At 66.3% G+C, this 24,833-nt stretch carries 23 protein-coding genes; 13 read left to right on the plus strand and 10 right to left on the minus strand.

Annotated features, from left to right (window positions below; translation table 11 throughout):
• The 3 genes from AC1DEL_RS07700 to AC1DEL_RS07710 all read right to left on the minus strand — a co-directional run bounded on the left by AC1DEL_RS07700 (position 1) and on the right by AC1DEL_RS07710 (position 3,163).
• Positions 1–831: a transporter substrate-binding domain-containing protein gene (locus AC1DEL_RS07700; RefSeq protein WP_092294714.1), complete on the minus strand. Its 831-nt coding sequence runs from the start codon at positions 829–831 to the stop codon at positions 1–3.
• 41 nt (positions 832–872) lie between these two features.
• Positions 873–2,033: a cystathionine beta-lyase gene (metC, locus tag AC1DEL_RS07705; protein ID WP_477105269.1), complete on the minus strand. Its 1,161-nt coding sequence runs from the start codon at positions 2,031–2,033 to the stop codon at positions 873–875.
• A 215-nt stretch (positions 2,034–2,248) separates the two neighbouring features.
• On the minus strand, positions 2,249–3,163 hold the full coding sequence (locus AC1DEL_RS07710) for a LysR substrate-binding domain-containing protein (protein ID WP_092294710.1): 915 nt from the start codon (positions 3,161–3,163) through the stop codon (positions 2,249–2,251).
• A 261-nt stretch (positions 3,164–3,424) separates the two neighbouring features.
• On the opposite strand from AC1DEL_RS07710, the gene AC1DEL_RS07715 reads away from it, so the two are divergent.
• A complete protein-coding gene (locus AC1DEL_RS07715; protein ID WP_092294708.1) occupies positions 3,425–4,558 on the plus strand; it encodes a porin in 1,134 nt (377 codons plus the stop codon).
• A 96-nt stretch (positions 4,559–4,654) separates the two neighbouring features.
• Here AC1DEL_RS07715 and AC1DEL_RS07720 read toward each other — a convergent pair whose 3' ends face one another.
• Positions 4,655–6,526 carry a PhoX family protein gene (locus tag AC1DEL_RS07720; RefSeq protein WP_477125679.1) on the minus strand — a complete coding sequence of 624 codons (1,872 nt, stop codon included), beginning with the start codon at positions 6,524–6,526 and terminating at the stop codon, positions 4,655–4,657.
• Between the two features lie 355 nt (positions 6,527–6,881).
• Between AC1DEL_RS07720 and AC1DEL_RS07725 the strand changes: the two genes are divergently transcribed.
• The 4 genes from AC1DEL_RS07725 to AC1DEL_RS07740 all read left to right on the plus strand — a co-directional run bounded on the left by AC1DEL_RS07725 (position 6,882) and on the right by AC1DEL_RS07740 (position 11,923).
• Positions 6,882–8,879 (plus strand): PhoX family protein, encoded by a 1,998-nt coding sequence (locus AC1DEL_RS07725; protein ID WP_477125680.1) that lies wholly within the window; start codon positions 6,882–6,884, stop codon positions 8,877–8,879.
• A gap of 538 nt (positions 8,880–9,417) precedes the next feature.
• Positions 9,418–10,845 (plus strand): L-lactate MFS transporter, encoded by a 1,428-nt coding sequence (locus AC1DEL_RS07730; protein WP_441592791.1) that lies wholly within the window; start codon positions 9,418–9,420, stop codon positions 10,843–10,845.
• Positions 10,846–10,866: 21 nt separating this feature from the next.
• The gene (locus AC1DEL_RS07735) at positions 10,867–10,998 is read left to right on the plus strand and encodes an MFS transporter small subunit (protein ID WP_092294702.1); all 132 of its coding nucleotides are present in this window, start codon (positions 10,867–10,869) and stop codon (positions 10,996–10,998) included.
• A gap of 130 nt (positions 10,999–11,128) precedes the next feature.
• Positions 11,129–11,923, plus strand: a complete 795-nt coding sequence (locus tag AC1DEL_RS07740; protein WP_092294700.1) for an SDR family NAD(P)-dependent oxidoreductase — start codon at positions 11,129–11,131, stop codon at positions 11,921–11,923.
• On the opposite strand, the gene AC1DEL_RS07745 is transcribed toward AC1DEL_RS07740, so the two are convergent.
• Complete coding sequence (locus AC1DEL_RS07745; protein WP_477125681.1) at positions 11,916–12,812, minus strand: LysR family transcriptional regulator; 897 nt, start codon at positions 12,810–12,812, stop codon at positions 11,916–11,918. The two genes, AC1DEL_RS07740 and AC1DEL_RS07745, sit on opposite strands and share 8 nt — an antisense overlap.
• A 152-nt stretch (positions 12,813–12,964) precedes the next feature.
• Here AC1DEL_RS07745 and AC1DEL_RS07750 point away from each other — a divergent pair, with 152 nt between their 5' ends.
• From AC1DEL_RS07750 to AC1DEL_RS07780, 7 genes are read left to right on the plus strand one after another with little or no spacing between them, the layout of a single operon-like run.
• A complete protein-coding gene (locus tag AC1DEL_RS07750; RefSeq protein WP_477125682.1) occupies positions 12,965–13,519 on the plus strand; it encodes a carboxymuconolactone decarboxylase family protein in 555 nt (184 codons plus the stop codon).
• 16 nt (positions 13,520–13,535) lie between these two features.
• Positions 13,536–14,348 carry an SDR family NAD(P)-dependent oxidoreductase gene (locus AC1DEL_RS07755; protein ID WP_441643729.1) on the plus strand — a complete coding sequence of 271 codons (813 nt, stop codon included), beginning with the start codon at positions 13,536–13,538 and terminating at the stop codon, positions 14,346–14,348.
• Positions 14,349–14,384: 36 nt separating this feature from the next.
• Positions 14,385–15,392 carry a Bug family tripartite tricarboxylate transporter substrate binding protein gene (locus tag AC1DEL_RS07760; protein WP_092294692.1) on the plus strand — a complete coding sequence of 336 codons (1,008 nt, stop codon included), beginning with the start codon at positions 14,385–14,387 and terminating at the stop codon, positions 15,390–15,392.
• 7 nt (positions 15,393–15,399) lie between these two features.
• Complete coding sequence (locus AC1DEL_RS07765) at positions 15,400–16,227, plus strand: amidohydrolase family protein (protein WP_177219916.1); 828 nt, start codon at positions 15,400–15,402, stop codon at positions 16,225–16,227.
• A 13-nt stretch (positions 16,228–16,240) separates the two neighbouring features.
• On the plus strand, positions 16,241–17,191 hold the full coding sequence (locus AC1DEL_RS07770; protein ID WP_092294688.1) for an SMP-30/gluconolactonase/LRE family protein: 951 nt from the start codon (positions 16,241–16,243) through the stop codon (positions 17,189–17,191).
• Between the two features lie 41 nt (positions 17,192–17,232).
• Positions 17,233–18,210, plus strand: coding sequence for a Bug family tripartite tricarboxylate transporter substrate binding protein (locus tag AC1DEL_RS07775; protein ID WP_477125683.1), 978 nt, complete (start codon positions 17,233–17,235; stop codon positions 18,208–18,210).
• Position 18,211: 1 nt separating this feature from the next.
• On the plus strand, positions 18,212–18,823 hold the full coding sequence (locus tag AC1DEL_RS07780; protein ID WP_477125684.1) for a glutathione S-transferase family protein: 612 nt from the start codon (positions 18,212–18,214) through the stop codon (positions 18,821–18,823).
• 5 nt (positions 18,824–18,828) lie between these two features.
• Here the strand turns inward: AC1DEL_RS07780 and AC1DEL_RS07785 are convergent, their stop codons facing one another.
• From AC1DEL_RS07785 to AC1DEL_RS07805, 5 genes are read right to left on the minus strand one after another with little or no spacing between them, the layout of a single operon-like run.
• The gene (locus AC1DEL_RS07785; RefSeq protein ID WP_441592796.1) at positions 18,829–19,806 is read right to left on the minus strand and encodes an acyl-CoA dehydrogenase family protein; all 978 of its coding nucleotides are present in this window, start codon (positions 19,804–19,806) and stop codon (positions 18,829–18,831) included.
• A 12-nt stretch (positions 19,807–19,818) separates the two neighbouring features.
• A complete protein-coding gene (locus AC1DEL_RS07790; protein WP_477125685.1) occupies positions 19,819–20,979 on the minus strand; it encodes an acyl-CoA dehydrogenase family protein in 1,161 nt (386 codons plus the stop codon).
• A gap of 14 nt (positions 20,980–20,993) precedes the next feature.
• On the minus strand, positions 20,994–21,995 hold the full coding sequence (locus AC1DEL_RS07795) for a Bug family tripartite tricarboxylate transporter substrate binding protein (RefSeq protein WP_477125686.1): 1,002 nt from the start codon (positions 21,993–21,995) through the stop codon (positions 20,994–20,996).
• A gap of 42 nt (positions 21,996–22,037) precedes the next feature.
• A complete protein-coding gene (locus AC1DEL_RS07800; protein ID WP_092294680.1) occupies positions 22,038–22,499 on the minus strand; it encodes a MaoC family dehydratase in 462 nt (153 codons plus the stop codon).
• 37 nt (positions 22,500–22,536) lie between these two features.
• Positions 22,537–23,736, minus strand: a complete 1,200-nt coding sequence (locus AC1DEL_RS07805; protein ID WP_477125687.1) for a CaiB/BaiF CoA transferase family protein — start codon at positions 23,734–23,736, stop codon at positions 22,537–22,539.
• A 113-nt stretch (positions 23,737–23,849) separates the two neighbouring features.
• Here AC1DEL_RS07805 and AC1DEL_RS07810 point away from each other — a divergent pair, with 113 nt between their 5' ends.
• Entirely contained in the window at positions 23,850–24,746 is an 897-nt protein-coding gene (locus AC1DEL_RS07810) for a LysR family transcriptional regulator (protein ID WP_092294676.1), read from the plus strand.
• Positions 24,747–24,833: the final 87 nt, after the last annotated feature.

A 24,833-nucleotide genomic window follows, 5' to 3' on the forward strand; every position in this document is an offset into this window, starting at 1 on the left:
TTACTCCTTGTCTTCGTTTGCCCTGGCAATGGCACCACGCATGTCATAGTCATGACTTACCCACCGCTTCGCCAGCCGGTCGACCGTGCCATCCGCCAGCATCTCGCCAATTGCCTTGTTGATCGCCGCCGCCAGGGCTGGCTGGTTCTTCGCGAGCGCAGGCGCCGAGAGCTGGTAGGTCAGCGGTTCGCCGACCTCCTTCAGGGGAAGCTTGTTGACCGTCGCGTATCGCAGCCCGCCAAAATGCGACACGATCACCGCATCGATGCGCCCGTTGGCGAGATCGCTGAACAGCAGTCCGCCGTTGTCGTAGGACCGCAGTTCGGAAGACGTGAGATGCTTGCGTGCCCAGGATTCGTTGCTGGAGCCCGTTGTCACGCCGACGCGTTTCGCGCCGAGATCGCCACGTCCCTTGATGGTCGTAGTGTCGGCACGCACAAAGATCCGGAAGTCCTCCGCACCGTACGGCGTGCCGAAGTCCACTTGCTTGCTGCGCTCGACCGTCGGGGTCAGGTCGTTCATGACCACGTCGTACTTACCCGCCTTCAGGCCTTCGATGAAGTTCTTTCCCGAGTCGGCGATGAACACGACCTTCTGTACACCCATGCGCCGTGCCACTTCCTTGGCGATCTCGACGTCGTAGCCGGCAGGCTGGTTCTTCTCGTCGAGCATGCTCCACGGCGGGCTGCTTTGGGTGTTGGCCACACGCAGCACGTTGTCTGCCTTGATCTTCGGAAGGAGATCGGTAGCGTGAGCGGCCGGCCATAGGCCCATCATCACACCCACCAAGAGTGCCTGCCTGAGTCGCATTGTCAGAGGCCAACGTTTCATTTTTTATCCTGTTGCTGTGAGTGTGTGTGGGGGGGGGGAAATCAGACCAGCCGATGGCCGGCATACTGTTCGAAGCCGTGCTCAAGGTCGGCGATGAGTCGCTGCGTGTCCTCAAGACCAATAGACACGCGGAAGATCGGCTGGTCGGTGGGTGGGAATCTGCGAGCCTTCTGGATCCCTGCCGGGTAGAACGCGATCAGACTATGCGTCCCGCCCCAGCTTGCACCGATCGAAAACACCTTGAGCGCGTTGAAGAACGCTGCGACCGCCTGTTCCGGGGCAGGTTTGAGCACGAATGAGAATAGGCACCCGGCAGCCGTGAAGTCCCGCTTCCAGATCGTATGCCCGGGGTCGTCTGGCAAGGCAGCGAACAGCACGCGATCGACAACTGGGTGGTGCCGCATCCATTGCGCCACCTCCAGTGCGCGCCTGCCCTGCTCGGCGAAGCGCAAGGGGAACGTCTCCAGACCGCGCAACACCAAAAAGCAGTCGTCCGCACTCACGGCAAGGCCCAGGGTGGCTTGCGCCTCGCGCAGTTTTTCGTACAGCGTGAAGTCGTTCGTGCTGATCGCACCCATCAGCAGGTCGGAATGCCCGCCGAAGAACTTCGTGGCGGCCTCGATACTCATGTCCACACCATGCAGGAGCGGCTGGAACCCAAGCGGACTCGCCCAGGTGTTGTCCATCATGGTGAGGATGCCGCGCCGCCGGGCCTCGGCGGCAATTTTCGGTACATCGGGCATTTCCATCGACACCGTCCCCGGAGACTCGAGGCAGATCATCCGTGTCGACGGCAGGATGTAGGAAGCGATGTCGCTGCCGATGTCGGCCGGATAGACATCGACATCCACACCAAGACGGGCCAGCCAGTCGCCCGCGAAGGCCTTCAGGCCGCCATAGCACGCGTCGGAAATCAGGATGTGGTCGCCGCTTTTGACGAATGGCATGATCGCGCTGACCAGCGCGGCCTGCCCAGACGGAACAACGACGCAGTGGCTGGCGCCTTCCAGCGCCGCGATCCTGCCCTCCAGCTCGCGGTGGGTCGGGGTACCAGTCACCCCGTAGCTGAATCCATCTGGCTGGCGTGATTTTCGCGCAACGAAATCTTCATACGAATCGAATACGATCGTGGACGCCCTGAATACACCAGGAGAAAGACTCTCAAAAGGTTGGTTACGGTAGTCGGCCGGTGGCGTGCTCATTTTTCAATGCCAGTGAATATGTGCCAGCATTTTTCACCACGATTTCAAATCCATCCACCTGCGGGACTTTTCAATCGAGAAGCCTGGCTTATTGGCCAATGAGCCATATCACCTTGCCTTGCGCCCGGGAAAATCCAGATATTCGCTATCTGGAATATCGCAATCAGTGGAATCCCCATCAGGGTATTGGATAAGCTTTCCGGCCGGGGGCGGGATTAGGCATCCAGATATCTGTTGATTTTGTCGGTCTCAGACTGAAGTTGCAGGCGCAGGTACCTCAGGAACTCCTGCCCGTTCGTGGAAACCGGCCGCCCCGGTCGCATGATGAGCAGCGTGCGCGCATCGATCGCCACTGCCAGGCGGCGGACCACAAGTCCGCGCGCCATATAGTCCAGCGCCGCAATCGGATTGACCAGCGCCAGGCCAACTCCCGCCAGTGCCAACTCACAGGCAGTCGCCGAGAGCGGCGTCTCGATGACACGGCGGAGCGTCACGCCATGTTCGACCAGCGCGCTCTCGAGGCGAGTCCTACCCAGATCCTCCGGGTTCATGTCGATGAAGGCGTCCGAAGCGAGGTCGCCCAGTTGAATCACCCGCCGCGCGCGCAGCGGGTGTTCAGGCGACATGGCAACCACGCCGGAAAACGTCGAAAACACCGAATGTTCGACACTCTGGGTCGCCACCTCATCATTCATGAGCCCGAAATCAACCAGGCCAGCGGAGACGAGCTGGAAGACCTCCTTCGAACTGCCGACCTGCAGAGACATTCGCACATCTCGCTTTTGCGGCGCGAAGGCGGCGATTGCCCGGCTCACGAAGGAAACGCCGAAGGCTGGGTACGAGGCCACCGATAGCCGCCCGACGCCGAACATTCTCAGGCTTCGGATGCGGTGTTCGATAGCCTCGTAGCCGACGAAAAACTTGTCCACCTCCGTCATCAGCGCGTGCGCTTCCTGGGTCGGCTGCAGGCGGCCGCCAATCCGGTCGAACAGACGCAATTCGGCCAACTCCTCAAGCTTGCGGATGGCCTGGCTCACGGCCGGCTGGGACACCCCAAGCAACCGGGCCGCTTTGCCGGTCGATCCCGACGTGATGACCGCCCGAAATGCCTCAATTTCCCTGATATACACCTATAAGCTCCGCTTCTGTATCAAGAAGGTAAATGAGTGGACTGCGAATATGGGGACGTGAAAAATCCGGCCACGCACAAGACGGCATCGAGATTTTCTGGATAACCGTTCTCCGGACAAGGCTCAAGAGAAAAGAGAAGCTCAAATCCGGTGCATCCGCCCACAACACCTGCACCATTATGGAACAGCACTCCATAATGGTACATCTCTCCCGGATGCTTGCGCGCATACCTTTCCACTAGTATCTCGGAGGACCATAATATGAAGAAGTCGCTTATCGCACTGGGATTAATGAGTGCAGCGGCGAGCCCCGTGTCGGCGCAAAATGCCATGACGTTGTATGGCATTATCGACGCAGGCATCACCTTTACCAACAATGCAGGCGGGCACCAGTTCTGGCAGGTACAGAGCGGCGTGGCCCAGGGGAGTCGCTGGGGGATAAAGGGCGCGGAAGATCTCGGCCAGGGCGTCAGGGCGATCTTTCAACTCGAAAGCGGCTTCAATGTCGATACCGGCAAGCTTGGACAAGGTGGCCTGATCTTCGGCCGGCAGGCGTATGTCGGGCTATCCGACAGCAAATACGGTACCGTCACTGTCGGCCGCCAGTACGATCCCGTAGCCGACCTGGTGCAGCCGGCTGTGATGAACGGCTCGAGCGGCGCCTTCTTCTCCCATGCGGGTGACATCGACAACAGCAACAACGGTTTCCGCGTCAGTAACGCCGTCAAGTACGTCACCGCGCCGCTGGGCGGGCTTACCTTCGAGGCACTCTACGCATTCGGCGAGCAGGCGGGCAACTATCGCGGCAACAGCACGGTCGGCGCGGGCGCCAGCTATGGCAGCGGCCCCGTCTATCTTGGCGCCGCATACTTCTACGCACGCAACCCGGCGACCCAGTTTCCCGATGGCAACTGGGCCCCCAGCACGACGAATCCTGGCGTATCGGGTCGTGGGCCGTTCGGCTATGTCGGCAATCCCTCGAACATGGAAACGTACGCGGCCGGCGGCACCTATTCGTTCGGCCAGGCCGGCCTTATCGGCATGGACTTCTCGCATGTCAGCTTTGACGATGCCAACGGCGTCACCGGCAATACCGTGAAGTTCGACAACTACGAAATCTGGGGTCGATACTATTTCACGCCAGTCCTGCAGACGACGCTCGGATACACCTTTACACGGGCCAAGGTCGACGCCACGGGCGGGAGCCCTAAGTACCATCAGCTCAACGCACTGCTGGACTACTACTTCTCGAAGCGCACCGACGTCTATCTGATGGGCATCTATCAGCAATCCGCAGGTGGTGCCCGGGCCGATGTCTATGACGGCGCAACGGGAAGCCAGTCGTCCACGACGCGACAGGTGGTGGCGCGTGTGGGGGTTCGCCACAAGTTCTAAGCGTGCCGAACCTAAAAAAACGCCGCGATCCCTGCGGACCGCGGCGTGTCAATGTGCCGATCGGGCGGCACCCACTATGCCGCCCGTGCGCCTGTATCAGGCGCCGATCGGCTTGCCTTCGTTGTGCCGGATGACGACCGTGGACGAGCGTGCCGGGAGGCTGGCGCTCGGCCATTTGTCGTTCGGATGCTGGATGTTCACGAAGAACGTCGTCAGATCCGGCGTGTACGCGAGACCGGTGATTTCACAGCCGTGCGGGCCGACCAGGAAGCGCTTCACCTCGCGCGTGGCCTGATCCACGTAGTGCATCGAATTGGCGCCGAAGATGTCGGTCACGCTGGTGCCCGTGCCCGCATCGGTCTGCACCCACAGGCGGCCCTTCGGGTCCACGCGGATGCCGTCCGGGCTCGAGAACGTGTCGCCCACCATGTTGCCCTTCAGGTTCGCCGCCGCGATGGACGGGTCGCCGGCCAGCAGCAGGATTTCCCACGTGAACTTGACCGCCAGCGGCGAATCGCCGGTTTCCTTCCAGCGGACGATGTGGCCGTGCGAGTTGGTCACGCGCGGGTTGGCCGCGTCGGTCACCTGGCGGCCACCGTTGTTGGTCAGCGTGCAGTAGATCGTCCGGTCCAGGCCCACCGTGATCCACTCCGGGCGGTCCATCAGCGTGCCGCCGGCCACGCGCGCGGCGGCCTTGGTGTTGATCAGCACGTCGGCCTGTGTATTGAAGTCGATTGCCACCGGCGCCGGCGGCACGACCGACTGCGTGAAATTGCCGGGGTCCGAGGCACCCGCCACGAGGCCATTCTTGCCCTGGGTCAGTTCGATCCAGTCGCCCGACCCGTCGGCATTGAACTTGGCCACGTACAGCGTGCCGTTGTCGAGCAGGCTGGCGTTGTTCAGGCGATTGGTCGCGTCGAAAGCGGTGCTCGGGATGAACTTGTAGATGCAGCCCGGCGTGCCATCGTCGCCCATGTAGAACGCCACGCGATTGCTCGAATCGGTCATGAACGCGGTGTTCTCATGGTCGAAGCGGCCCATGGCGGTGCGCTTGACCGGCATGCCCGAGATCTGCTGCAGCGGATCGATCTCCACCACCCAGCCGTAGCCTTCCTCGGCTTGCGTCGGGTCCAGGTAGTTATCGGTGGTTTCTTCGCAGGTCAGGTAGGTGCCCCACGGCGTGTGGCCGCTGGAGCAGTTGTTCAGCGTACCGACCACGGTACCGCCCACCACGCTGGCGGCCGGGCCGGAGACGCGATACAGCGAGTTGCCGGTGTAGCGCTTGTTGTACGTCGAGTTCTTCTTGACCTGCCAGGTGTTGGCGACGAACTCGACCTCGATCACGGACACGCCAACCGACGACAGCGCCAGGCGCTTCTGCTCGGGCGTGGCGGTGCCGGCGTTGTACGAGCCCGGGAACAGGATGGCGCTATCCATGGCTTCGTGATTCATCACGAGCAGGCCGCCCTTCTGCGGGTCCGTGCCCGGGATCTCGAAGTAGTGCATGCCGTCGTGGTTGCCGCCGGCCTGGCGCTCGGTTTCGGCCGACGACTGGAACGCGCCCGTGTAGCCCACCGAGCCCGCTTCCACCGGGTCGCCCGCCGAGAACAGCACGGTATACGAGTAGTTGGTCGGCAGCGTCACGGTGTCGGCGGTCACCTTGTCGGCCACCGGCGTGAAGTTGATGCTGTAGTCCAGCGGCTGCACCGGGGTCGGCGTTGGGGCCGCGCCGGGTCCAGGAGCCGGCGCCGGCGCGGGAGCCGGAGCGGGATCATCATCGCCACCACAGGCCGCCAGCAGGCTGCCGCTGCCGAATGCCGACAGCAGCGACAGGCCCAGCCCGCCACGCAGCACCTTGCGGCGCTCGGGGTTGGCGGCAACGATTTCCTCCAGCGTCTGGCCAGGCACGGTGACCGAGCCCTGGGCTTCGCGGCGCGGTGCGCGGAACTTATCGGTGATGTACGACATGAATAGAGACCTCCAGTTGTCAGGGAGACCGCCGGGCTTCTGTTGTCCCGGCGGCGACTTGCCGGGGCAGATACTAGCGATCACAAATGACGGTTTCGTTACATCATGTCTGTACATCAATGCATACCCGGCACTCCAGGTTGAGAGACATTTGGGGCGACCATGATCGCCCACCTTTTTTGCACTTTTGCGACGCCCCGGGTGCGCAATCAAGTGATGGTTATTGCGCTTTCAACACCTTGTCACACTCCGTTCATAGCATGGCGTCCGGCCTGAACGATTAGAGGTCGTTCCCACTCGGCGACATGGCGAGCCTTGCCATCGGGTTGCCGACCACACAAAAAAGGACGAGAAAATGCTGGACAAACTCAACGCATCGCGCCGCAAGGCCCTGAAACTCCTCGCCGGCGCGCCGATGCTGCCGCTGGGCATGGGTTCCATTTCCCTGCTGGCCGGTTGCGGCGGCGACAGCGACGCTGCCACGCCGGGTACGCCGAACACGCCCGCCACGCCGGGCGCCACCCCCGCGACGTTCGCCTCCGCCGAATTCACGGGCATGGCCGCGCCGACGCTGGCCGATCCGGCCGCGATGTCCACCACCACGGTGGGCTCGTCGCTCAAGGTGACCATGAGCGACGGCACCAGCCAGACCTACAAGCTGGCCTACCAGCCGTTCTTCATCACCGGCGACCAGGTGCCTGACGGCAACGGCGGCAAGATCCTGGCCGGCGGCTACGTCAACATCAATAACCAGCCGATCACGGACGTCTCGGTGGCCGGCAAGGAACGCCAGTTCTTCTCCGACTCGCCGGACGGCACGTCGCTGCTGAAGATCGACGGTGCCAAGGTGGCCGGCGTGACCGGCAACACCGTGTTCGCCGTGGTCCAGTTCGAATACAACACGGCCGACCAGGCCGGCGTGAGCACCTACGGCTGCCTGCCGTCGCCGATCGCCATCCTCACGCTCGACCAGAACCCGACCACCGGCAAGCTGTCGCTGGTCAAGTACCACAACGTCGACACCTCCAGCGCCAACGGCCTGTGGATTACCTGCGGCGCGAGCCTGTCGCCGTGGAACACCCACCTTTCCAGCGAAGAGTACGAGCCGGACCCGTGGACCACGGACGCCGCCCTGATCGCGCAGTACGCCAAGTACTCCACCAACCTGTACGGCAACGGGAGCATTCCGCTGAACCCGTACCTGTACGGCCACCTGCCGGAAGTCACGGTGAACGCGGACGGCACAGGCTCGATCAAGAAGCACTACTGCCTGGGCCGCATCTCGCACGAACTCGTGCAGGTGATGCCGGACAACCGCACCGTGCTGATGGGCGATGACGCCACCAACAGCGCCATGTTCATGTTCATCGCCGACAAGGAGAAGGACCTGTCCGCCGGCACGCTGTACGTGGCGAAGGTGGGTTCGGGCTTCTCGGTCGATCCGGCCGCCGCTGGCGCCGCGCTGACCTGGATCAAGCTCGGCCACGCCACCAGCGCCGAGGTGGAAGCCATGGCCAAGTCGCACCGTCCGCAGGACATCATGGACGTGAAGTGGGCGGACCCGGTGGACGCCAGCTACACCAAGATCTTCGCGAACGGCATTGCCCAATGGGTCAAGGTCGTGCCGGGCAAGGAGCACGTCGCCGCGTTCCTGGAAACCCACCGCTACGCCTACCTGGCCGGCGGCAGCATGGGCTTCACCAAGATGGAAGGCACCACGGTCAACATCAAGGACAAGATCGCCTATTCCGCCCTGCAGAACGTTCAGGACTCGATGGTGCTGAACAACGCCAAGGGCTGGAACGCCGCCAGCAACATCAGCGTGCCGGCCGCGCTGAAGGCCGGCGTGGTGATGCAGCACAACCTGACCGGTGGCCAGACCGACACCAGCGGCGCTGCCATCAGCAGCGAATGGGTGCCGGTGCACACCAAGGCGCTGATCGCCGGCAAGGACATCGCCGCTGACGCGCTGGGCAACACGGCGGATCCGGAAACGATCGGCAACCCGGACAACCTGAAGTTCTCGGAAAAGCTGCGCACGCTGTTCATCGGCGAAGACAGCGGCCAGCACGCCAACAACTTCCTGTGGGCGTACAACATCGATACGAAGAAGCTGAGCCGCCTGATGTCGGTGCCGTCTGGCGGCGAGTCGACGGGCCTGCACGCCGTGGACGAACTCAACGGCTGGACCTACATCATGAGCAACTTCCAGCACGCGGGTGAATTCATCAGCACCATGCCCGCCGGCGTGAAGACCACGCTCGATCCGCTCGTGCGTGCCAACTACAAGGACAAGTTCGGCTCCGCCGTCGGTTACCTGACCGCGGATGCCACCAGCGTCAAGCTGGGTTGATGTCCTGATGTACCCGGGCCATCCGCACTGCCGGGTGGCCCGGTCATGTGGCAAAAATCCCACGCCCCCAGGGCACCATCCAGTCCAATTCCCGATCAACGCCCGCAATTCACGCGCAACGGGAATATGTCATCTTTAGCCTATTGAAGTCCTGAATAAGGGCGGATAAGGTTCGGCGAATAATATTTTCCACGGTGATATATGTTATTCGCGACATATATTGCACGCCCCAATCTGGAAATCCAAATGAGTCATTTCGAAACGGGACGCAGCACGCCTTCCTTCGCCCTCGATGCCGGACCCCCCAGGTCCGTTGCGCACGCACGTCCGGTGTGTGCGGCCCCCGTTTCCACCGTGTAGTAATTGTCGGACCGCCCCGGGGCCACAAACCCTCTCAAAGCCCGGGGGCACCGACATTTCTGGGGGTAATTCGTCCAGGGCGTGACGGGGTCAACCGCGCTGCCGCCAGAGCAGCCGGGCGCGCCAGGCCAGTGGGGACGAACTACCCGGTATTCCCATGTCCCGGAGAATGTTCAACATGAGCAGCGTGATCAACGATGGTGGCAGCCCGTCCTACGGGCGAGCGCCGTTCTTTTCCAAGGAAGCGACCTACGCCAAACCGGGATTTTCCCGTTGGATGGTCCCGCCCGCCGCGCTGGCGGTGCACCTCTGCATTGGCCAGGCCTATGCTTTCTCGGTATTCAATGCCCCCCTTTCCAAGGTCATCGGTATTACCGAATCTGCGGCTGACGACTGGAAACTGACCACGCTGGGTTGGATTTTCTCGCTGGCCATTTTCTTCCTCGGCATTTCCGCCGCCTTCGCCGGCAAATGGCTGGAACGCGTGGGCCCGCGCAAGACCATGTTCACGGCGGCCTGCTGCTTCGGCGGCGGTTTCCTGGTTTCGGCCCTCGGGGTCTATACGCACCAGATCGTGCTGCTCTACCTCGGCTACGGCGTGCTCGGGGGGATCGGGCTCGGCCTCGGCTATGTCTCGCCGGTCTCCACGCTGATCCGCTGGTTCCCGGACCGCCGCGGCATGGCCACCGGCATGGCCATCATGGGCTTCGGCGGCGGCGCGATGATCGCCGCGCCACTGTCCGTGGCGCTGATGAACACCTTCAAGAGCGCCACCTCGGTCGGCGTGACCCAGACCTTCCTGGTCATGGGCGTGGGCTATTTCATCTCGATGACCATCGGCTCGCTGGCCATCCGCGTCCCGCCGCCCGGCTGGAAGCCTGCTGGCTGGACCCCGCCGGTCACCACCAACAAGATGATCACGCGTAACCACGTGCACATCGACCAGGCGCTGAAAACGCCCCAGTTCTACCTGCTGTGGGTGGTGCTGTTCCTGAACGTGACCGCCGGCATCGGCGTGCTCGGCCAGGCTTCGCTGATGATCCAGGAAAGCTTCAAGGGCTCGGTCACCCCGGCTGCCGCCGCGGGCTTCGTGGGCCTGCTGTCGCTGTTCAACATGGGTGGCCGCTTCTTCTGGGCCTCGTCGTCGGACTGGATCGGCCGCAAGAACACCTATTTCGTGTTCTTCGCGCTGGGTGCCGTGCTGTACTGGCTGGTGCCGCAACTGGGTGGCGCCGGCAGCATCGCGCTGTTCGTGCTGGCCTACTGCGTCATCATGTCGATGTACGGCGGCGGCTTCGCCACCATCCCGGCCTACCTGGCCGACATGTTCGGCACGGCCTACGTGGGCGGCATCCATGGCCGTCTGCTGACCGCCTGGGCCGCCGCCGGCATCGCCGGTCCGGTGCTGGTGAACTACATCCGCGAATACCAGGTGGCGCACGGCGTGACCGGTGGCGCGGCGTACACGATGACGCTGCACATCATGGCCGCCCTGCTGGTTATCGGCTTCCTGGCCAACCTGCTGGTCTCGCGCGTCAGCGAGAAGCACCACATGAGCGACGCCGACGTGGCCGGCATGGCCGGTGTGGCGGGCGGCGCGCACTAAGTATCTAGAACGGAGTCATCCATGGAAAACCAATCTCTCAACGCGCAACCGACCAATACGGGTCTGCTGGCGGTGTTCTGGCTCTATGTGCTGGTGCCGCTGGTCTGGGGGGTGTCCAACACCATCACCCAGGCGCTGAAGCTGTTCCACTAATACCGGACAGCCAGTGACTCAGTGACGGAAGGGCCGCGGCAACGCGGCCCTTTTCATTTCCTCCTACACTTGTCGGGTTGCCCCGCGCGGGGCCCGTTCCTTTCTTTCCACCCAGTTGAATGGAGTCGCCATGAAGATCGATCTATCGGGCAAGACCGCCCTCGTCACGGGTTCCACGGCCGGCATCGGCTTTGCCACGGCCAAGGGGCTCGCCGAGGCCGGCGCGCGCGTCATCGTCAACGGCCGCAGCAGCGCCAGCGTGGAACAGGCGCTGGCCAAGCTGAAAGCCGCCGTGCCAGACGCCCAGGCGGTAGGCTTTGCCGGCGATCTGGTCGATGCGGCGGTGTGCGACAAGCTCGTCGGCACCCATCCCGACCTCGACATCCTCGTGAACAACCTCGGCATCTTCCAGCCGCAGGACTTCTTCGACATCCCCGACAGCGAATGGACGCGCTTCTTCGACGTCAACGTGCTGACCGGCGTGCGGCTCTCGCGCGCCTACGCCCAAGGCATGGCCACCCGGAAATGGGGCCGGATCGTGTTCATCGCGTCGGAGTCCGGGATCAATATCCCGGTGGAAATGATCCACTATGGGGTCACCAAGACCGCCCAGCTGGCCATCTCGCGTGGGCTGGCCAAGCGGCTGGCGGGCACCGGCGTGACGGTCAACGCGGTGCTGCCGGGGCCGACGCTGTCCGAAGGGGTGGAGGCAATGCTCAAGGACGAGATTGCCAAGACCGGCAAGAGCGCCGAGGAAGTGGCGGCCGACTTCGTCAAGGCGCACCGCAGCTCGTCGCTGATCCAGCGCGCGGCCACGGTGGAGGAAGTGGCCAATATCATCGTCTACGCGTGCTCGAAGCAGGCATCGGCCACCACCGGCGCGGCGCTGCGGGTGGATGGCGGCGTGGTCGATACGATCATCTGAGGCCGCCCGCCCCCAGCAATTCCACCGCACGCGCCAGCACCGGCGACGGGTTCCCCGGATGCCAGATCGCCGAGTACTGCGCGTGCGCCGGCGGCCCGGTGAGCGGCTTGAGCACCACACCGGGCACCGCCGCCGTGCCGAGCGTGCGCGGCACCAGCGCCACGCCCCGGCCCAGCGCCACCAGGCTGATGACGGACAGCAGGTGCTTGGCGTAGTGGCGGAAGTTCGGGCTGAAGCCGCCGGCCAGGCAGGTGGCCGCCGTCAGGTCGAAGTAGCCCGGCGCGCTCTCCCGGGGAATCACGATGAACGGCTCGTCGGCCAGCGCCGCCACGTCGATCTTCGCCCGACCGGCCAGCCGGTGCGTGGCGGGCAGCGCCGCCGCCAGCGGCACACTGGCCACGAGGTGCGCCGCCATCTCGCCCACCCCCATCGGCACCTGCGCGAAGCCCAGGTCGATGCGGTCCTTGCGCAGCGCCTCCACCTGCTCTGACGAGCCCATCTCCTCCCACACCGTTTCCACGCCCGCCAGTTCGCGATGCAGCCGGGCGAACAGCGCCTCGATGCCGATGTAGACCACTGCCGCCACGAAGCCGATGCGCAGCGTGCCGGTCTCGCCCTGCTGTGCGCGCCGCACCACCTGCAAGGCCACCTCGGCCTGATTCAGGATGCGCCGCGCCTCCTGCACCAGCGCCGCGCCGGCCGGCGTCAGCCGCACACTGCGCTTGTTGCGGTCGAACAGCATCACGCCAAGCTGTTCCTCGAGCTGCTGGATGTGCTTGGTCAGCGGCGGCTGCGAGATGCGCAGCCGCTCCGCCGCGCGGCCGAAATGCAGTTCCTCCGCCAGCGCCATGAACATGCGCAGGTCCCGAATCTCCATCGTCGCTTTCATGCTTCCCGCCCCTTGCGTGCGCCACCGGACAGCGGCGCAAGTCATTCTATTTTGGAATCAGTCTGTTCCCAAAAATATATTGGACGCATCCAAACGCCATTTGCACAATGGCCGGATTCCAAGACAACCCTACAATTCCGGAGACAGGCGCAATGCCCCGCATCCCCAACCTGGCGCTGGACGCCATGACCCCTGCCCAGCGCGCCGTGCACGACACCATTGCCGGCGGCCCGCGCGGTGGCGTCCGCGGACCGCTGGCGGTCTGGCTGCAACGCCCCCAGCTCGCCGCCACCGCCCAGGCGCTGGGCCAATACTGCCGCTACCACTCCTCCCTGCCGCCGCGCCTGTCCGAGCTGGCCATCCTCTGCATGGCCCGCGCCTGGCGCGCCGAGTACGAGTGGTACGCCCACAAGCCGTTGGCGCTGAAGGCCGGCGTGCAGCCTGAGGTGGTCGAAGCCATCCGCACCGGCCGCACCCCGGCTTTCGCCAACGAGGACGAGGCCGTGGTCCATGCCGTGATGCAGAGCCTCGACCAGACGCGCCGCATTCCCGACACGCTCTACAAGCACGCCATCGACGTGCTCGGCCAGGACGGCGTGGTGGACCTCGTCGGCCTCGCCGGCTACTACACGCTGATCTCGATGACCATCAACGCGTTCGAGGTGGTGCCGCCCGAAGGCACGCCCAGCGAACTCGATCCGCTCTGAACAGGAATCCCGAAACATGTCATCCACATCGTCCAAGAGACTCGAAGGCAAAGTCGTCATCGTGACCGGCGCGGGCTGCGTCGGCCCGGGCTGGGGCAACGGCCGCGCCGTTGCCGTGCGGTTTGCCGAGGAAGGCGCGCGCATCTTCGCCGTCGACAAGAGCGCCGACGCCATGGCCGAAACCCTGGAGCGCGTGCGCGCCATCGACGGCGACGTGGAAGCCCATTGCTGCGACGTGACCGACGCCGCCGCGGTCAACGCCATGGTCGATGCCTGTATCGCCCGCTTCGGCCGGGTGGACGTGCTGGTCAACAACGTGGGCGGCTCGGCCAAGGGCGGCCCCGTGGAACTGAGCGAGGAGACCTGGGACGCCCAGCTCGACTTCAACCTCAAGAGCGTGTTCCTGACCTGCAAGGCCGTGCTGCCGCACATGGAGGCACAGGGCGGCGGCGCCATCGTCAACACGGCGTCCACGTCCGGCATCCGCTGGACTGGCGCCGCGCAGGTGGGCTACGCCTCGGCCAAGGCCGCCGTGATCCAGTTTTCGCGCGTGGTGGCCGTGCAGTACGCCCCGAAACGCGTACGCGTGAACACCGTGATTCCCGGCCAGATGCATACGCCGATGGTCGAAGCCCGCCTGGCCGGCCAGCGCGCCGGCGGCAACGTGGACGCCCTGCTGGCCCAGCGCCAGGCCCGCATCCCGCTCGGTTTCATGGGCGACGGGCGCGACACCGCCAACGCAGCCCTGTTCCTCGCCTCGGACGAAGCACGCTTCGTCACCGGCACCGAGATCGTCGTCGATGGCGGGATGAGCGTGCGCTGCGACTGAGCAGCATATAAAAACAGATAGAGGAGACACCCGCTCATGGCATCGACACCGCGCGCCGCCGCTTCCCGGCGACGCATCCTGCTGGCCACGTTCCTGGCGGCCAGCCTCGGCCTTCCCTCTTTCGCGCAGGCCGCCCAGGCCGACACCTACCCCGACAAGCCGATCCGCATGGTCGTGGCGTTCTCGCCGGGCGGCCCCACCGACATCATCGCCCGCGTGATCGCGCGCAAGCTTGGGGAACGGCTGGGCCAGCAGGTCGTGGTCGAGAACCGGCCCGGCGCGGGCGGCAATATCGCGGCGGAGCAGGTCGCCAAGTCCGCCGCGGACGGCTACACGCTGCTCTACAACAGCTCGTCGATCGCCATCTCGCCGGCGCTGTTCCAGAAGCCCGCGCTGAATCCGACCGAGATCTTCACGCCGGTGGCGTACGTGGCCACGGTGCCGCTGGTGGTGATCGTCAACGCCGCCTCGCCGATCCGCACGCCCAAGGACTTCCTCGCGCAACTGAAGGCGCGGCCCGGGCAGATGAGCTTCGGCTCGTCCGGCAACGGCACCATCGACCACCTGACCAGCGTGCTGTTTGCCGCGCGCACGGGCACGCAGTTCAACCATATCCCCTACAAGGGCAACGCCGCCGCGCTGCCAGACCTGCTTTCCGGCCGGCTGGACTTCATGATGTCCGGCAGCCTCAACGCCGCGCTGCCGTTCATCCAGGACGGCAGGCTGCGCGCGATTGCGGCCACCACGGCGCGGCGCGTCTCCGTGCTGCCCGATGTGCCCACGCTGGCCGAAACCATCGCGCCCGGGTTCGACTCCGGCACGTGGCAGGGCATCGTGGCGCCGCGCGGCCTGCCCACTACCGTCGTTACACGGATTCACCGCGAGGTGGCCGCCGTATTGAAGGACCCCGACACGCTCGCCGCGCTGCACGCGCAGGGCGCCGAAGCCACCGGCGGCACGCCAGAGCAGTACGGCGCGCTGATCCGCAACGAATATGCGCGCTGGACCCGCGTGGTCAAGGAAACCGGCGCGCGCTCCGACTGACACCAATATGCCGACTTCTGCCGCCAGCACCTCGGGCATCTGGGACTGCCACTTCCATATCTTTGGCCCCTACGACGCCCATCCGCTGCCCCCCAACCCCATCTACACGCCGCCGCCCGCGCCGTTTGCCGAGATCCGGGCGATCCACGCCGCGCTCGGCATCGCCCATGGCGTGATCGTGCAGGGCGCCTGCTATGGCAACGATCACAGCGCGCTGCTTGCCGCGCTGGATACGACCGACGGGGCCTATCGCGGCATTGCGACCATCGATCCCGATATCGACGAAGCCCAGCTTGCCGACATGGCGGCGCGCGGTGTACGGGGCATCCGCCTCGGCCTGATGTCCCACCTCGGCGGCGCGCCGGACATGGGCCAGATGCGCGCCGTGCTGGAGCGGATTCGCCCGTACGGCTGGCACGCGCTGCTACACGGCCAGATCGACGATGTACTGGGCGCGCTCGCGGTGCTGGCCCCGCTGGGCGTACCGCTCGTGATCGACCACATGGCACGCGTGCAGGCGCGCGACGGCGTGGCCTATGCCAGCTTCGCGCGGCTCCAGGAGACCCTCGCCCTGCCCCACCTGTGGATCAAGCTCTCCGGGCCTGACCGCATCACCGACGGCATCGCGCCCTATCTCGATGCCGTGCGCGTAGCGCGCGCCCTGCTGGACACCGCGCCGGACCGCGCGATCTGGGGCACCGACTGGCCGCACCCGAACATCCGCTATCCCCGGCCCGACGAGGCGCAACTGCTGGCCTGGATTCGCGCGCTGTGCGGCGACGCCGCCACCGCCGACGCCGTGCTGCGCCACAACCCCGCCCGGCTCTATGCCTGAAACAGGAACCCCCATGCACGACAACGACCGCATGCCCATCGGCCGCTATCCGGACGCCGCCGTCCAGGTCCTGCAGCCCGCCTTCGAGCACTACCGCCTGGTGCTGGCCGCCGTGGAGCGCATCGCCACCGGCGGGCGCTGGAACGAAGGCCCGGTCTGGTTCGGCGATGGCCGCTACCTGCTCTGGAGCGATATCCCGAACAACCGCATCATGAAGTGGGAGGAAGAAACCGGCGCGGTAAGCGTGTTCCGCGCGCCCTCCGGCCATGCGAACGGCAACACGCGTGACCGCCAGGGCCGCCTGATCACCTGCGAGCACGGTGGCCGCCGCATCACGCGCACCGAGTATGACGGGCGCATCACGGTGCTGATTGACAGCGTCGACGGCAAGCCGCTCAACTCGCCCAATGACGTGGTGGTGAAGTCCGACGGCTCGATCTGGTTCACCGATCCGCCGTTCGGCATCGCCGGCTACTACCAGGGCGAGCGCGCGCAAGCCGAGCAGCCGGAGCGCATCTACCGCTTTGATCCCGCTACCGGCACCGCCACCGTGATGGCCGACGACGTCAGCGGGCCGAACGGCCTGGCCTTCTCGCCCGACGAATCCACGCTGTACGTGATCGAATCGCGCGCCCGCCCGCGCCGCATCCGCGCCTTCCAGGTCAGCGGCGACGGCAGCCGGCTCGGCGAGTCGCGCGTGCTGGTCGATGCCGGCCCCGGCACGCCGGACGGCTTCCGCGTGGACGTGGACGGCAACCTCTGGTGCGGCTGGGGCATGGGCACGCCGGAACTGGACGGCGTGCGCGTGTTCTCGCCACAGGGCGAGGCCATCGGCCATATCTCGCTGCCCGAGCGCTGCGCCAACCTCTGCTTCGGCGGGCGGCATCGCAACCGGCTGTTCATGGCGTCCTGCACGTCGATCTATTCGCTGTACGTCAACACGCAAGGCGCCGTGGGCGGCTAGACCCGCGCGCCACCGACCCTGTCAATCTGGAGGAGACCCCCATGCGCATCCGCATGCTTGCCCCGGCGTTCGCGCTCGCGGCCCTGGCCACGCTGGCCACCCTTGCCACTGCACCCGTCGCCCACGCGGCGCCCATCACGCGGCTCGTTGTCGCATTCCCGGCCGGCGGCCCTGCTGATTCGCTGGCGCGCGCCATCTCGCGCCAGCTGGAACTCGAACTCAAGCAGACCGTCGTCATCGACAACCGCCCCGGCGCCAACGGCGCCATCGCGGCGAGCTTCGTGGCGAAGTCGCCCACCGATGGCTCGGTGCTGTTCCTGACCAGCGCCGGGGCCATCGTCATCAACCCGTCGCTCTACGCCAGCCTGCCCTACAACCCGCAGAAGGACTTGACGCCGATCTCGCTGGTGGTGAACACGCCCGAAGTGCTGGTCGTGAAGCCCGACGCGCCCGCCGCCAACGCTGCGGCATTCGTCAAGCAGGCGCAGCAGGCGGCCAAGCCGCCGAGCCTGGCCTCCACCGGCGTCGGCAGCATGCCGCATATGACCATCGAGCTGTTCAAGGCAGCCACGCGCGTGAACTTCCTGCACGTGGCCTACAAGGGCGCCGCACCGGCCATCACCGACACGCTCGGCGGTCAGGTGGATGCGTTCTTTGGCGATGCGTCCGGGCTGATGCCGTTCATCACCAGCAAGCGGCTGCGGCCGATTGGCGTGGCGGCGCCGAAGCGGCTCGGCCTCCTGCCCGATGTGCCGACGCTCGGCGAGCTGGGCATCGCCAACGTAGAGGCCAGCAACTGGTACGGGATGATGGGGCCAGCCGGCACGCCGCCTGATGTGGTGAAGCGCGTGAACGAGGCGCTGCGCCGCACGCTGGACAACCCCGGCGTGCGCACAAACCTTGAACAACTTGGTCTGGTCCCCGCCCCTGGCAGCGCCGCCGAGTTCACCACGCTGATCCGCAACGACACCGCCAAGTGGGGCCGCGTGGTCAAGGAACACAACATCCACGGAGAATGACATGAGCACGATGACGCTGTACTGGTCGCCCCGCTCGCCGTTCGTGCGGCGCGTGATGGTGACCGCGCACGAACTGGGCATCGCCGACCGCATCCGCTGCACGGACGCCGTGGTGGCCATGACCGCCTGCAACGCAGACGTGATGGGCGTGAACCCGCTCAACAAGATCCCGACGCTGGTGCTGGAGGACGGCGGCGTGCTGTCCGAATCGACGCTGATCTGCGAATACCTCGCTGCCGGCTCGGCGCTGGTGCCGCAGGAGCGCGCGGCCCGCCTGCGCGCGCTGCGCTGGCACGGCATCGGCCATGGGCTGACCGATCTGCTGGTCTTGTGGCGCAACGAGCGGCTACGCCCGACGGCGCAGCAATCGGCACCCATCCTTGACGCCTGGGCCGCCAAGCTGGCGGCGACACTGGCGGTGCTCGACGGCGAAGCGGCCACCTTGCGCGAGTCAGCCGTATCGCTCGGGCATGTCGCCATCGGCTGCGCGCTGGGCTATCTCGACTTCCGCTTTCAGGAACGTGACTGGCGCGCGCAGGCGCCAGCGCTGGCGCAATGGTTCGCCACATTCGACCAGCGCGCGTCGATGCGCGAAACCGTGCCGTCGGCGTAGCTGCGTCAAGCCGCGTCGGTACTCCACGACCGGATCAGGTCGACCGTGCCGGCATCCGCCGCGCACGCCGCTTCGCCGATCTCCCGGCCCCAGTAGCGCTCCGAGCCATCGGCCAGCCGCCACGCGTGCAGGCGGCGCGTGAACAGTTGCAGGTCGTATTCCTCGGTCACGCCCATCGCCCCGTGCACGGCGTGGGCGCTGCCGGTCACCGGGGTCACCGCCTCGCTGGCATTGAGCTTGCCCACCGCTGCGCGCATGCGGTCCGGCCAGGCGTCGTCCGACGCGCACGCGATCTGCGCCGCCACGCGCGCCGCCGCCACCTGCTCGGCCATCACGCTGACCTGATGCTGGATCGCCTGGAACTTGCCAATAGGCCGCCCGAACTGCGCGCGGTCGTTGGCGTACTGCAAGGTCATGTCGAAGACGCGCGCCATCGCGCCGGCCATCTGCGCGGCGTGCAGGCAGGCGCCCAACGTGCGCAGCAGCCCCGGCGCCAGCGGAAAGGTTGTTGACGGGGAGCGGCCGATGGAGACCGTCAGGTCGCCGTGCACGCCGGTCTCGGATACGTCCGCTGCCTCGCGGGCGACCAGCGCGCCCTGACCGCCGTCCTGCACGACGAACCACGCGGCAGTCGCCCCACCCGGCGCATGGGTACGCGGCGCGCCGTCAAACGTCGCCAGCGCGATCGGCCCTTCCGGCAATTCGATGCCGGCCCGGTGCAGCACGGCCCGCGCGAACATCGTCTGCGCGAGCGGCAACGGCATCGCGTGCCAGCCCATCGTAAAGAACAGCGGGGCGACGTCCGCCAGCGAGAGCCCCGCGCCACCGGCGTCCTCGGGCAGCAGGCAGTCCGCAAAGCCGCTGTCGCGCAGCACGTTCCACAGCGACGCCGCGCCCTGCCCCGCTTCCACGGCGCGCACATGCGCCGGCGTGCAGTGGTCGCGCAGCAGGGCCGTCAGCGCGTCGGAATAGGCGTTATCCATCTCGAAACTCCTTCAGCGCAGGCCAAGCCCGCGCGCGATCATGCCGCGCAGGATCTCGCGGGTGCCGCCCCGCAGCGAATAGGTCGGCGAAATCTGGCTGACGTAGGCCGCCGTGCGATACAGCGCCGTGTCGGCGGCCAGTTCCGGATCCTCCCCGAGCGCCGCTTCGGCCAGCGCGCCCACCGACTGCTCCAGCTCGGTGCCGAGGTCCTTGACCAGCGCGGCCTCCACCAGCGGGCTTTCCCCGGCGGCGAGCCGCGCCGTCACCGCCAGCGACATCGCGCGCAGCGTGGCGAGCCGGCCGACCAGCCGCCCGACGGTGACCGTGTCGCGCCGGATCGACGGCAGCCGGCGCAGCGCGGCAATCCATGCATCGAGCAGCACCACGCTCGAATAGAGCCGCTCCGGGCCACTACGCTCGAAAGCCAGCTCCGCATTGACCTGCTCCCAGCCCGCGCCTTCCAGCCCCACCAGCGCATCGGGCGGCAGGGTCACATCCTCGAAGCTCACTTCCGAGAAATGCGCGTCGCCAGCCAGGTCGTGGATCGGCCGGATCGTGATGCCCGGCGCGGCAAGGTCCACGATGACCTGGGACAGGCCCTTCTGGCGGTCGCCCGCCTCACCCGAGGTGCGCACCAGCGCCAGCATGTACTGGCAGCGGTCGGCATTGGTCGTCCAGATCTTGCGGCCGTTCAGCCGCCAGCCGCCTTCCGGCAGCGGCACCGCGCGCGTGCTGACGCTGGCGAGATCGGAGCCGGCGTTCGGCTCGCTCATGCCGATGCAGAAGAACGCCTCGCCGCGGCAGATACGCGGCAGGTAGAAGGCGCGCTGGGCGTCGTTGCCGTAGCGCAGGATCAGCGGCCCGCTCTGCCGGTCTGCGATCCAGTGCGCGGAGACCGGCGCGCCGCATGCCAGCAGCTCCTCCACGAGCACGAAGCGCGAAAAGGCGTCGAGTCCGGCGCCGCCGTAGGCCGCCGGCAGCGTGATCCCTACCCAGCCGCGCCGCGCCAACGCACGGCTGAAGCTGGCGTCGAAGCCCATCCACGAGCGCGCGCGCACATCGGGCGGCAGCGCGGGCAGATGTTCGGCGAGAAAGGCCTTGACCTCGGCACGGAAGGCCGCAGCCTGCGGCGGCAGCGCCGTGAGCTGGAACGTTGCGAACAGCGCACTCACATCGAACTCCTGTTTCAGTCCAGCGTGACGCCGGAATCCTTGACCACCTTGCGCCAGCGATCCAGCTCCTGGGCCACGTACTTGCCGTAGGCCTCGGGGCTGGTCCCGCGCGGCTCGGCGCCCTGCGCGGCCAGGCTGGCGCGCACCTCGGGCGCGGCCAGTGCCTTCAGCGTGGCGGCATTGAGCTTCTTGACGATCTCGGGCGGCGTCTTGGCCGGCACCATCATGCCCTGCCAGGCGCCCACCTCGAAGCCCGGCATGACGGTTTCGGCCACGGTCGGCACGTCCGGCAGTTGCGAGCTGCGCGTGAGGCTGGTCACCGCCAGCGCCTTCATGCGCTTGTCGCGGATGAATGGCAGCGACGAGTTGATCGTGTCCGTCATGAACTGCACCTGTCCGCCGGCAAGGTCGGTCAGGGCCGGCGCGCTGCCCTTGTAGGGTGCGTGGACCGCGTCCAGCCCGTTGGCCTGCAGGAACAGGAAAGCGGCCAGATGCGTGACATTGCCGTTGCCGGCCGACCCGTAGGTCATCTTGCCGGGGTTGGCCTTGAGCCAGCTGACGAACTCGGCCACGGTGTTCGCGGGCACCTTCGCGTTCACCTCCAGCACCAGCGGCACCATGGCGGTCATCGCCACCGGCGCGAAGTCGCGCTTCACGTCGTAGGGCAGCTTCTTGTACAGCGCCGGACTCAGTGCGATGGACGAGGTGTTGTACAGCACCGTGTAGCCATCGGCGGGCGCCTTGGCGACCATCTCGCCGCCGATATTGCCGTTGGCGCCGGGGCGGTTGTCCACCACCACCTGCTGGCCAAGGTCTTCCGACATCTTCTTGGCGATCACGCGCGAGACGAGGTCGGTCGGGCCGCCCGGTGGGAACGGCACCACGAGCTTGATCGGATGATCGGGAAATTCCGCCGCCTGCGCCGACATGGCGACCGGCGCGCAGACCAGCGCGGCGACGGCGCAGACGCGTCGCAGCGTGGGGTGATGCCTGGCATTTTTGCTCTGAACTGGCATGTTGTCTCCTCCTGGGTATGCGTGGGGGCCGCCGCCGGCGGGCTAGCGCCCTGCCAGCAGGCGGCGCGCGGTGTAGGTCATCACCAGCTCGTTGCGCTGGTTGAAGACCTCGATGCTCGAATCCACCACCGCGCGGCCGCTCTTCGACGTCGGGCGGATGCCGGTCACGGTCACGGTGGCGCGGATCGTGTCGCCTACCACCACCGGGCCGTGGATCTTCTGCGTCAGTTCCAGCATCGCCAGCCCGGTGCCCTGGATCATGGTCTGCAGGATGAAGCCCTCGATCAGCGCATAGGTCAGCGCGGCCGGCACCGGGCGGCCCTGAATCGCACCGCCCTCGTAGCCGGCCTCGATGAAGATGGCCTCCAGCATGCCGGTGGTGGAGATGAAGTTGACCAGATCGGTCTCCGTCACCGTGCGGCGGAAGGTCTCGAAAACCTGCCCGACCTCGATGTCCTGCCAGTAGTAGCCCTGCCCGAGGCGCTTGGGCTGTGCTTGGGTCATGTTCGTCTCCTTGTGGATCTTGTTTGGAATGGGGGTATCAGCGCGGCTTGGCTGCGAACGCCGCGCCGTCGCGCGTCAGGGCGTCGATGTCCTGCGCGTCCAGCCCAGCCTCGCCGAGCACGGCGCGCGTGTGCTCGCCGAGCCGGGGCGGCAGCGCCGCACGGGCGCGCTCGCCGTCGAAGCGCACCGGGGCGCCCGGAAAGCGCAGCGTGCCCATCGACGGATCGCTGACCTGCTCGAAGAAGCCGGTGGCTTTCAAGTGCGGGTCATCAATCAGCTCGTCGAGGTCGTTCACGCGCGCCACGGGAATCTGGAGGCCCTCGCAGATCTCGAGCCAGTCGTCCGTGGAGCGTTCCCTCACCAGTTCGCCGGTGATTTCGTAGAGGGTTTCGATATGGCGCGTACGCGCCGCGATGTCGGTGAAGCGCGGGTCGGCGGCCAGATCGTCGCGACCGGCGCTGCGGAAGAAGTCGCGCCAGTGCGCGTCGGTGTACGGCATCATGCAGACGTAGCCGTCGGCGGTCTGGTAGGGCCGGCGCAGCGGCGCCAGTACGCGCGGATAGCCGGCGGTGCCGCGCGGCGGCTCGAAATGCTGGCCGTAGAGATGCTCGACCATATTGAAGGCCACCATCGACTCGAACATCGGCACTTCCACCATCGAGCCCTTGCCGCCCTGCCGCGCGCGCCCGGTGAGCGCCGCCGAGATCGACAGCGCCGCCACCAGCCCGCTGGTCTTGTCCGCTGCGATGGTCGGGAAGTAACGCACCGTGCCGGTCTGCGCGGCCATCAGCGCGGCATTGCCGGACAGGCCCTGGATGATGTCGTCGTACGCGGGGCGCCCGCCGTAGGGGCCATCCTCCGCAAAGCCCAGCAGGCTCACATAGACCAGTTGCGGATGCCGCGCCATCACGCTGGCGGGGTCCAGATCGAGCTTGCCCAGCTTCTGCGGCCGCATGCTGTGCATGAAGACGTCCGCCGTGGCCAGCAGCCGGTGCAGCGCGGCCTGCGCTGCGGGCAGCTTCAGGTTCAGCACCACGCTCTTCTTGCTGCGGTTCACGCCCAGGAAGATGGCCGACATGCCGTCTTCGGTGGCGGGGCCGGTGCGACGCGTGGAATCCCCCTCGGGCGGTTCCACCTTGATGACCTCGGCGCCCAGGTCGGCCAGCCACTGGCTGGCGTACGGGCCCATCACAACCGTGGACAGGTCTACCACGCGAATGCCTGACAGCGGCAGCATGGGCGTCTCCTTATATCTTTTGGCTTTGAGCGACGAGGTTACCGCTGGCGAACCCTTTCCGTCTAATATTAGTTTTTTAGGAACCGATATCGATTAGATATCGCCATCTCGCCATGGACCTGCGCCAACTCCAGCAATTCGTCGTGCTCGCCGAAACCGGCAACTTCCACCGGGCGGCCGAGCGCCTGCATATGGCGCAGCCGCCGCTCTCGATCTCCATCCGCAAGCTGGAGGCGGATCTGGGCACGCCGCTGTTCGTGCGCACCACGCGCGGCGTGCGCCTCACGCAGGCCGGCGAGGCGGCGCTGGCCGATGCCCGCCGCGCGCTGTTCCACGCCGATCAGGCCCGGGCGGCTGCGCTCTCCGCCGCACATGGCGAACGCGGCGCGCTGCGCGTCGGCTTTATCGGCTCGGCTACCTACGCGCTGCTGCCCCGGCTGATTCCGGCCTTCCGCGCGGCGCATCCCGGCATCGAACTGATCCTGCATGAGTCGACATCGGCCTCGATCCTGGACCGACTTGAACGCGGGCAGGTGGATGCCGGCCTCGTGCGCTTCCCGATCCTGAGCGCCGGCCCCTTCACGCTCACACCGCTGGAAGAAGACACCTTCGTGGCCGCCGTGCCGGCCGACAGCCGCTTCGCGGCGCAGGAGTCCATCGCGCTCAAGGCACTGGCTGACGAGCCCTTCATCATGCATCCGAGCGCCGAGGTGCCCAACCAGCAGGCCGTGGCGATGCTGCTGTGCCAGCAGGCCGGATTCGTGCCGCGCGTGACGCAGGAGGCGGTGCAGGTGCAGACCATGGTCAGTCTGGTGGAAAGCGGCCTGGGCGTGGCGCTGGTGCCCGGCGTGACGGCCCGCTACACCAATCGGCGCGTGCGCTTCCTGCGGCTGTCGAGCCCCCGGCCCGCCGCGCGCATCGGCATTGCGCTGGCCACGCGCGAGGGCGCCGATGACCGCCACGTGCAGCACTTCACCACCGTGGCGCGGGGCATGATGCAGGACGGCTAGCGCCGTTCCGCAGCGCAGCACCGGTCATACAGGCCGTGCATGGCCGTAATGAAACTTGCGCCATGCGTGTCCGATTCACGTTGTGAC

It is taken from the genome of Cupriavidus sp. 10L43_2, assembly GCF_056395265.1.

Coding starts and splice junctions, on each gene's coding strand:
- AC1DEL_RS07700 (WP_092294714.1), bottom strand. CDS start 831: ATGAAACGTTGGCCTCTGACAATGCGACTCAGGCAGGCACTCTTGGTG.
- metC (WP_477105269.1), bottom strand. CDS start 2,033: ATGAGCACGCCACCGGCCGACTACCGTAACCAACCTTTTGAGAGTCTT.
- AC1DEL_RS07715 (WP_092294708.1), top strand. CDS start 3,425: ATGAAGAAGTCGCTTATCGCACTGGGATTAATGAGTGCAGCGGCGAGC.
- AC1DEL_RS07720 (WP_477125679.1), bottom strand. CDS start 6,526: ATGTCGTACATCACCGATAAGTTCCGCGCACCGCGCCGCGAAGCCCAG.
- AC1DEL_RS07725 (WP_477125680.1), top strand. CDS start 6,882: ATGCTGGACAAACTCAACGCATCGCGCCGCAAGGCCCTGAAACTCCTC.
- AC1DEL_RS07730 (WP_441592791.1), top strand. CDS start 9,418: ATGAGCAGCGTGATCAACGATGGTGGCAGCCCGTCCTACGGGCGAGCG.
- AC1DEL_RS07735 (WP_092294702.1), top strand. CDS start 10,867: ATGGAAAACCAATCTCTCAACGCGCAACCGACCAATACGGGTCTGCTG.
- AC1DEL_RS07740 (WP_092294700.1), top strand. CDS start 11,129: ATGAAGATCGATCTATCGGGCAAGACCGCCCTCGTCACGGGTTCCACG.
- AC1DEL_RS07745 (WP_477125681.1), bottom strand. CDS start 12,812: ATGAAAGCGACGATGGAGATTCGGGACCTGCGCATGTTCATGGCGCTG.
- AC1DEL_RS07750 (WP_477125682.1), top strand. CDS start 12,965: ATGCCCCGCATCCCCAACCTGGCGCTGGACGCCATGACCCCTGCCCAG.
- AC1DEL_RS07755 (WP_441643729.1), top strand. CDS start 13,536: ATGTCATCCACATCGTCCAAGAGACTCGAAGGCAAAGTCGTCATCGTG.
- AC1DEL_RS07760 (WP_092294692.1), top strand. CDS start 14,385: ATGGCATCGACACCGCGCGCCGCCGCTTCCCGGCGACGCATCCTGCTG.
- AC1DEL_RS07765 (WP_177219916.1), top strand. CDS start 15,400: ATGCCGACTTCTGCCGCCAGCACCTCGGGCATCTGGGACTGCCACTTC.
- AC1DEL_RS07770 (WP_092294688.1), top strand. CDS start 16,241: ATGCACGACAACGACCGCATGCCCATCGGCCGCTATCCGGACGCCGCC.
- AC1DEL_RS07775 (WP_477125683.1), top strand. CDS start 17,233: ATGCGCATCCGCATGCTTGCCCCGGCGTTCGCGCTCGCGGCCCTGGCC.
- AC1DEL_RS07780 (WP_477125684.1), top strand. CDS start 18,212: ATGAGCACGATGACGCTGTACTGGTCGCCCCGCTCGCCGTTCGTGCGG.
- AC1DEL_RS07785 (WP_441592796.1), bottom strand. CDS start 19,806: ATGGATAACGCCTATTCCGACGCGCTGACGGCCCTGCTGCGCGACCAC.
- AC1DEL_RS07795 (WP_477125686.1), bottom strand. CDS start 21,995: ATGCCAGTTCAGAGCAAAAATGCCAGGCATCACCCCACGCTGCGACGC.
- AC1DEL_RS07800 (WP_092294680.1), bottom strand. CDS start 22,499: ATGACCCAAGCACAGCCCAAGCGCCTCGGGCAGGGCTACTACTGGCAG.
- AC1DEL_RS07805 (WP_477125687.1), bottom strand. CDS start 23,736: ATGCTGCCGCTGTCAGGCATTCGCGTGGTAGACCTGTCCACGGTTGTG.
- AC1DEL_RS07810 (WP_092294676.1), top strand. CDS start 23,850: ATGGACCTGCGCCAACTCCAGCAATTCGTCGTGCTCGCCGAAACCGGC.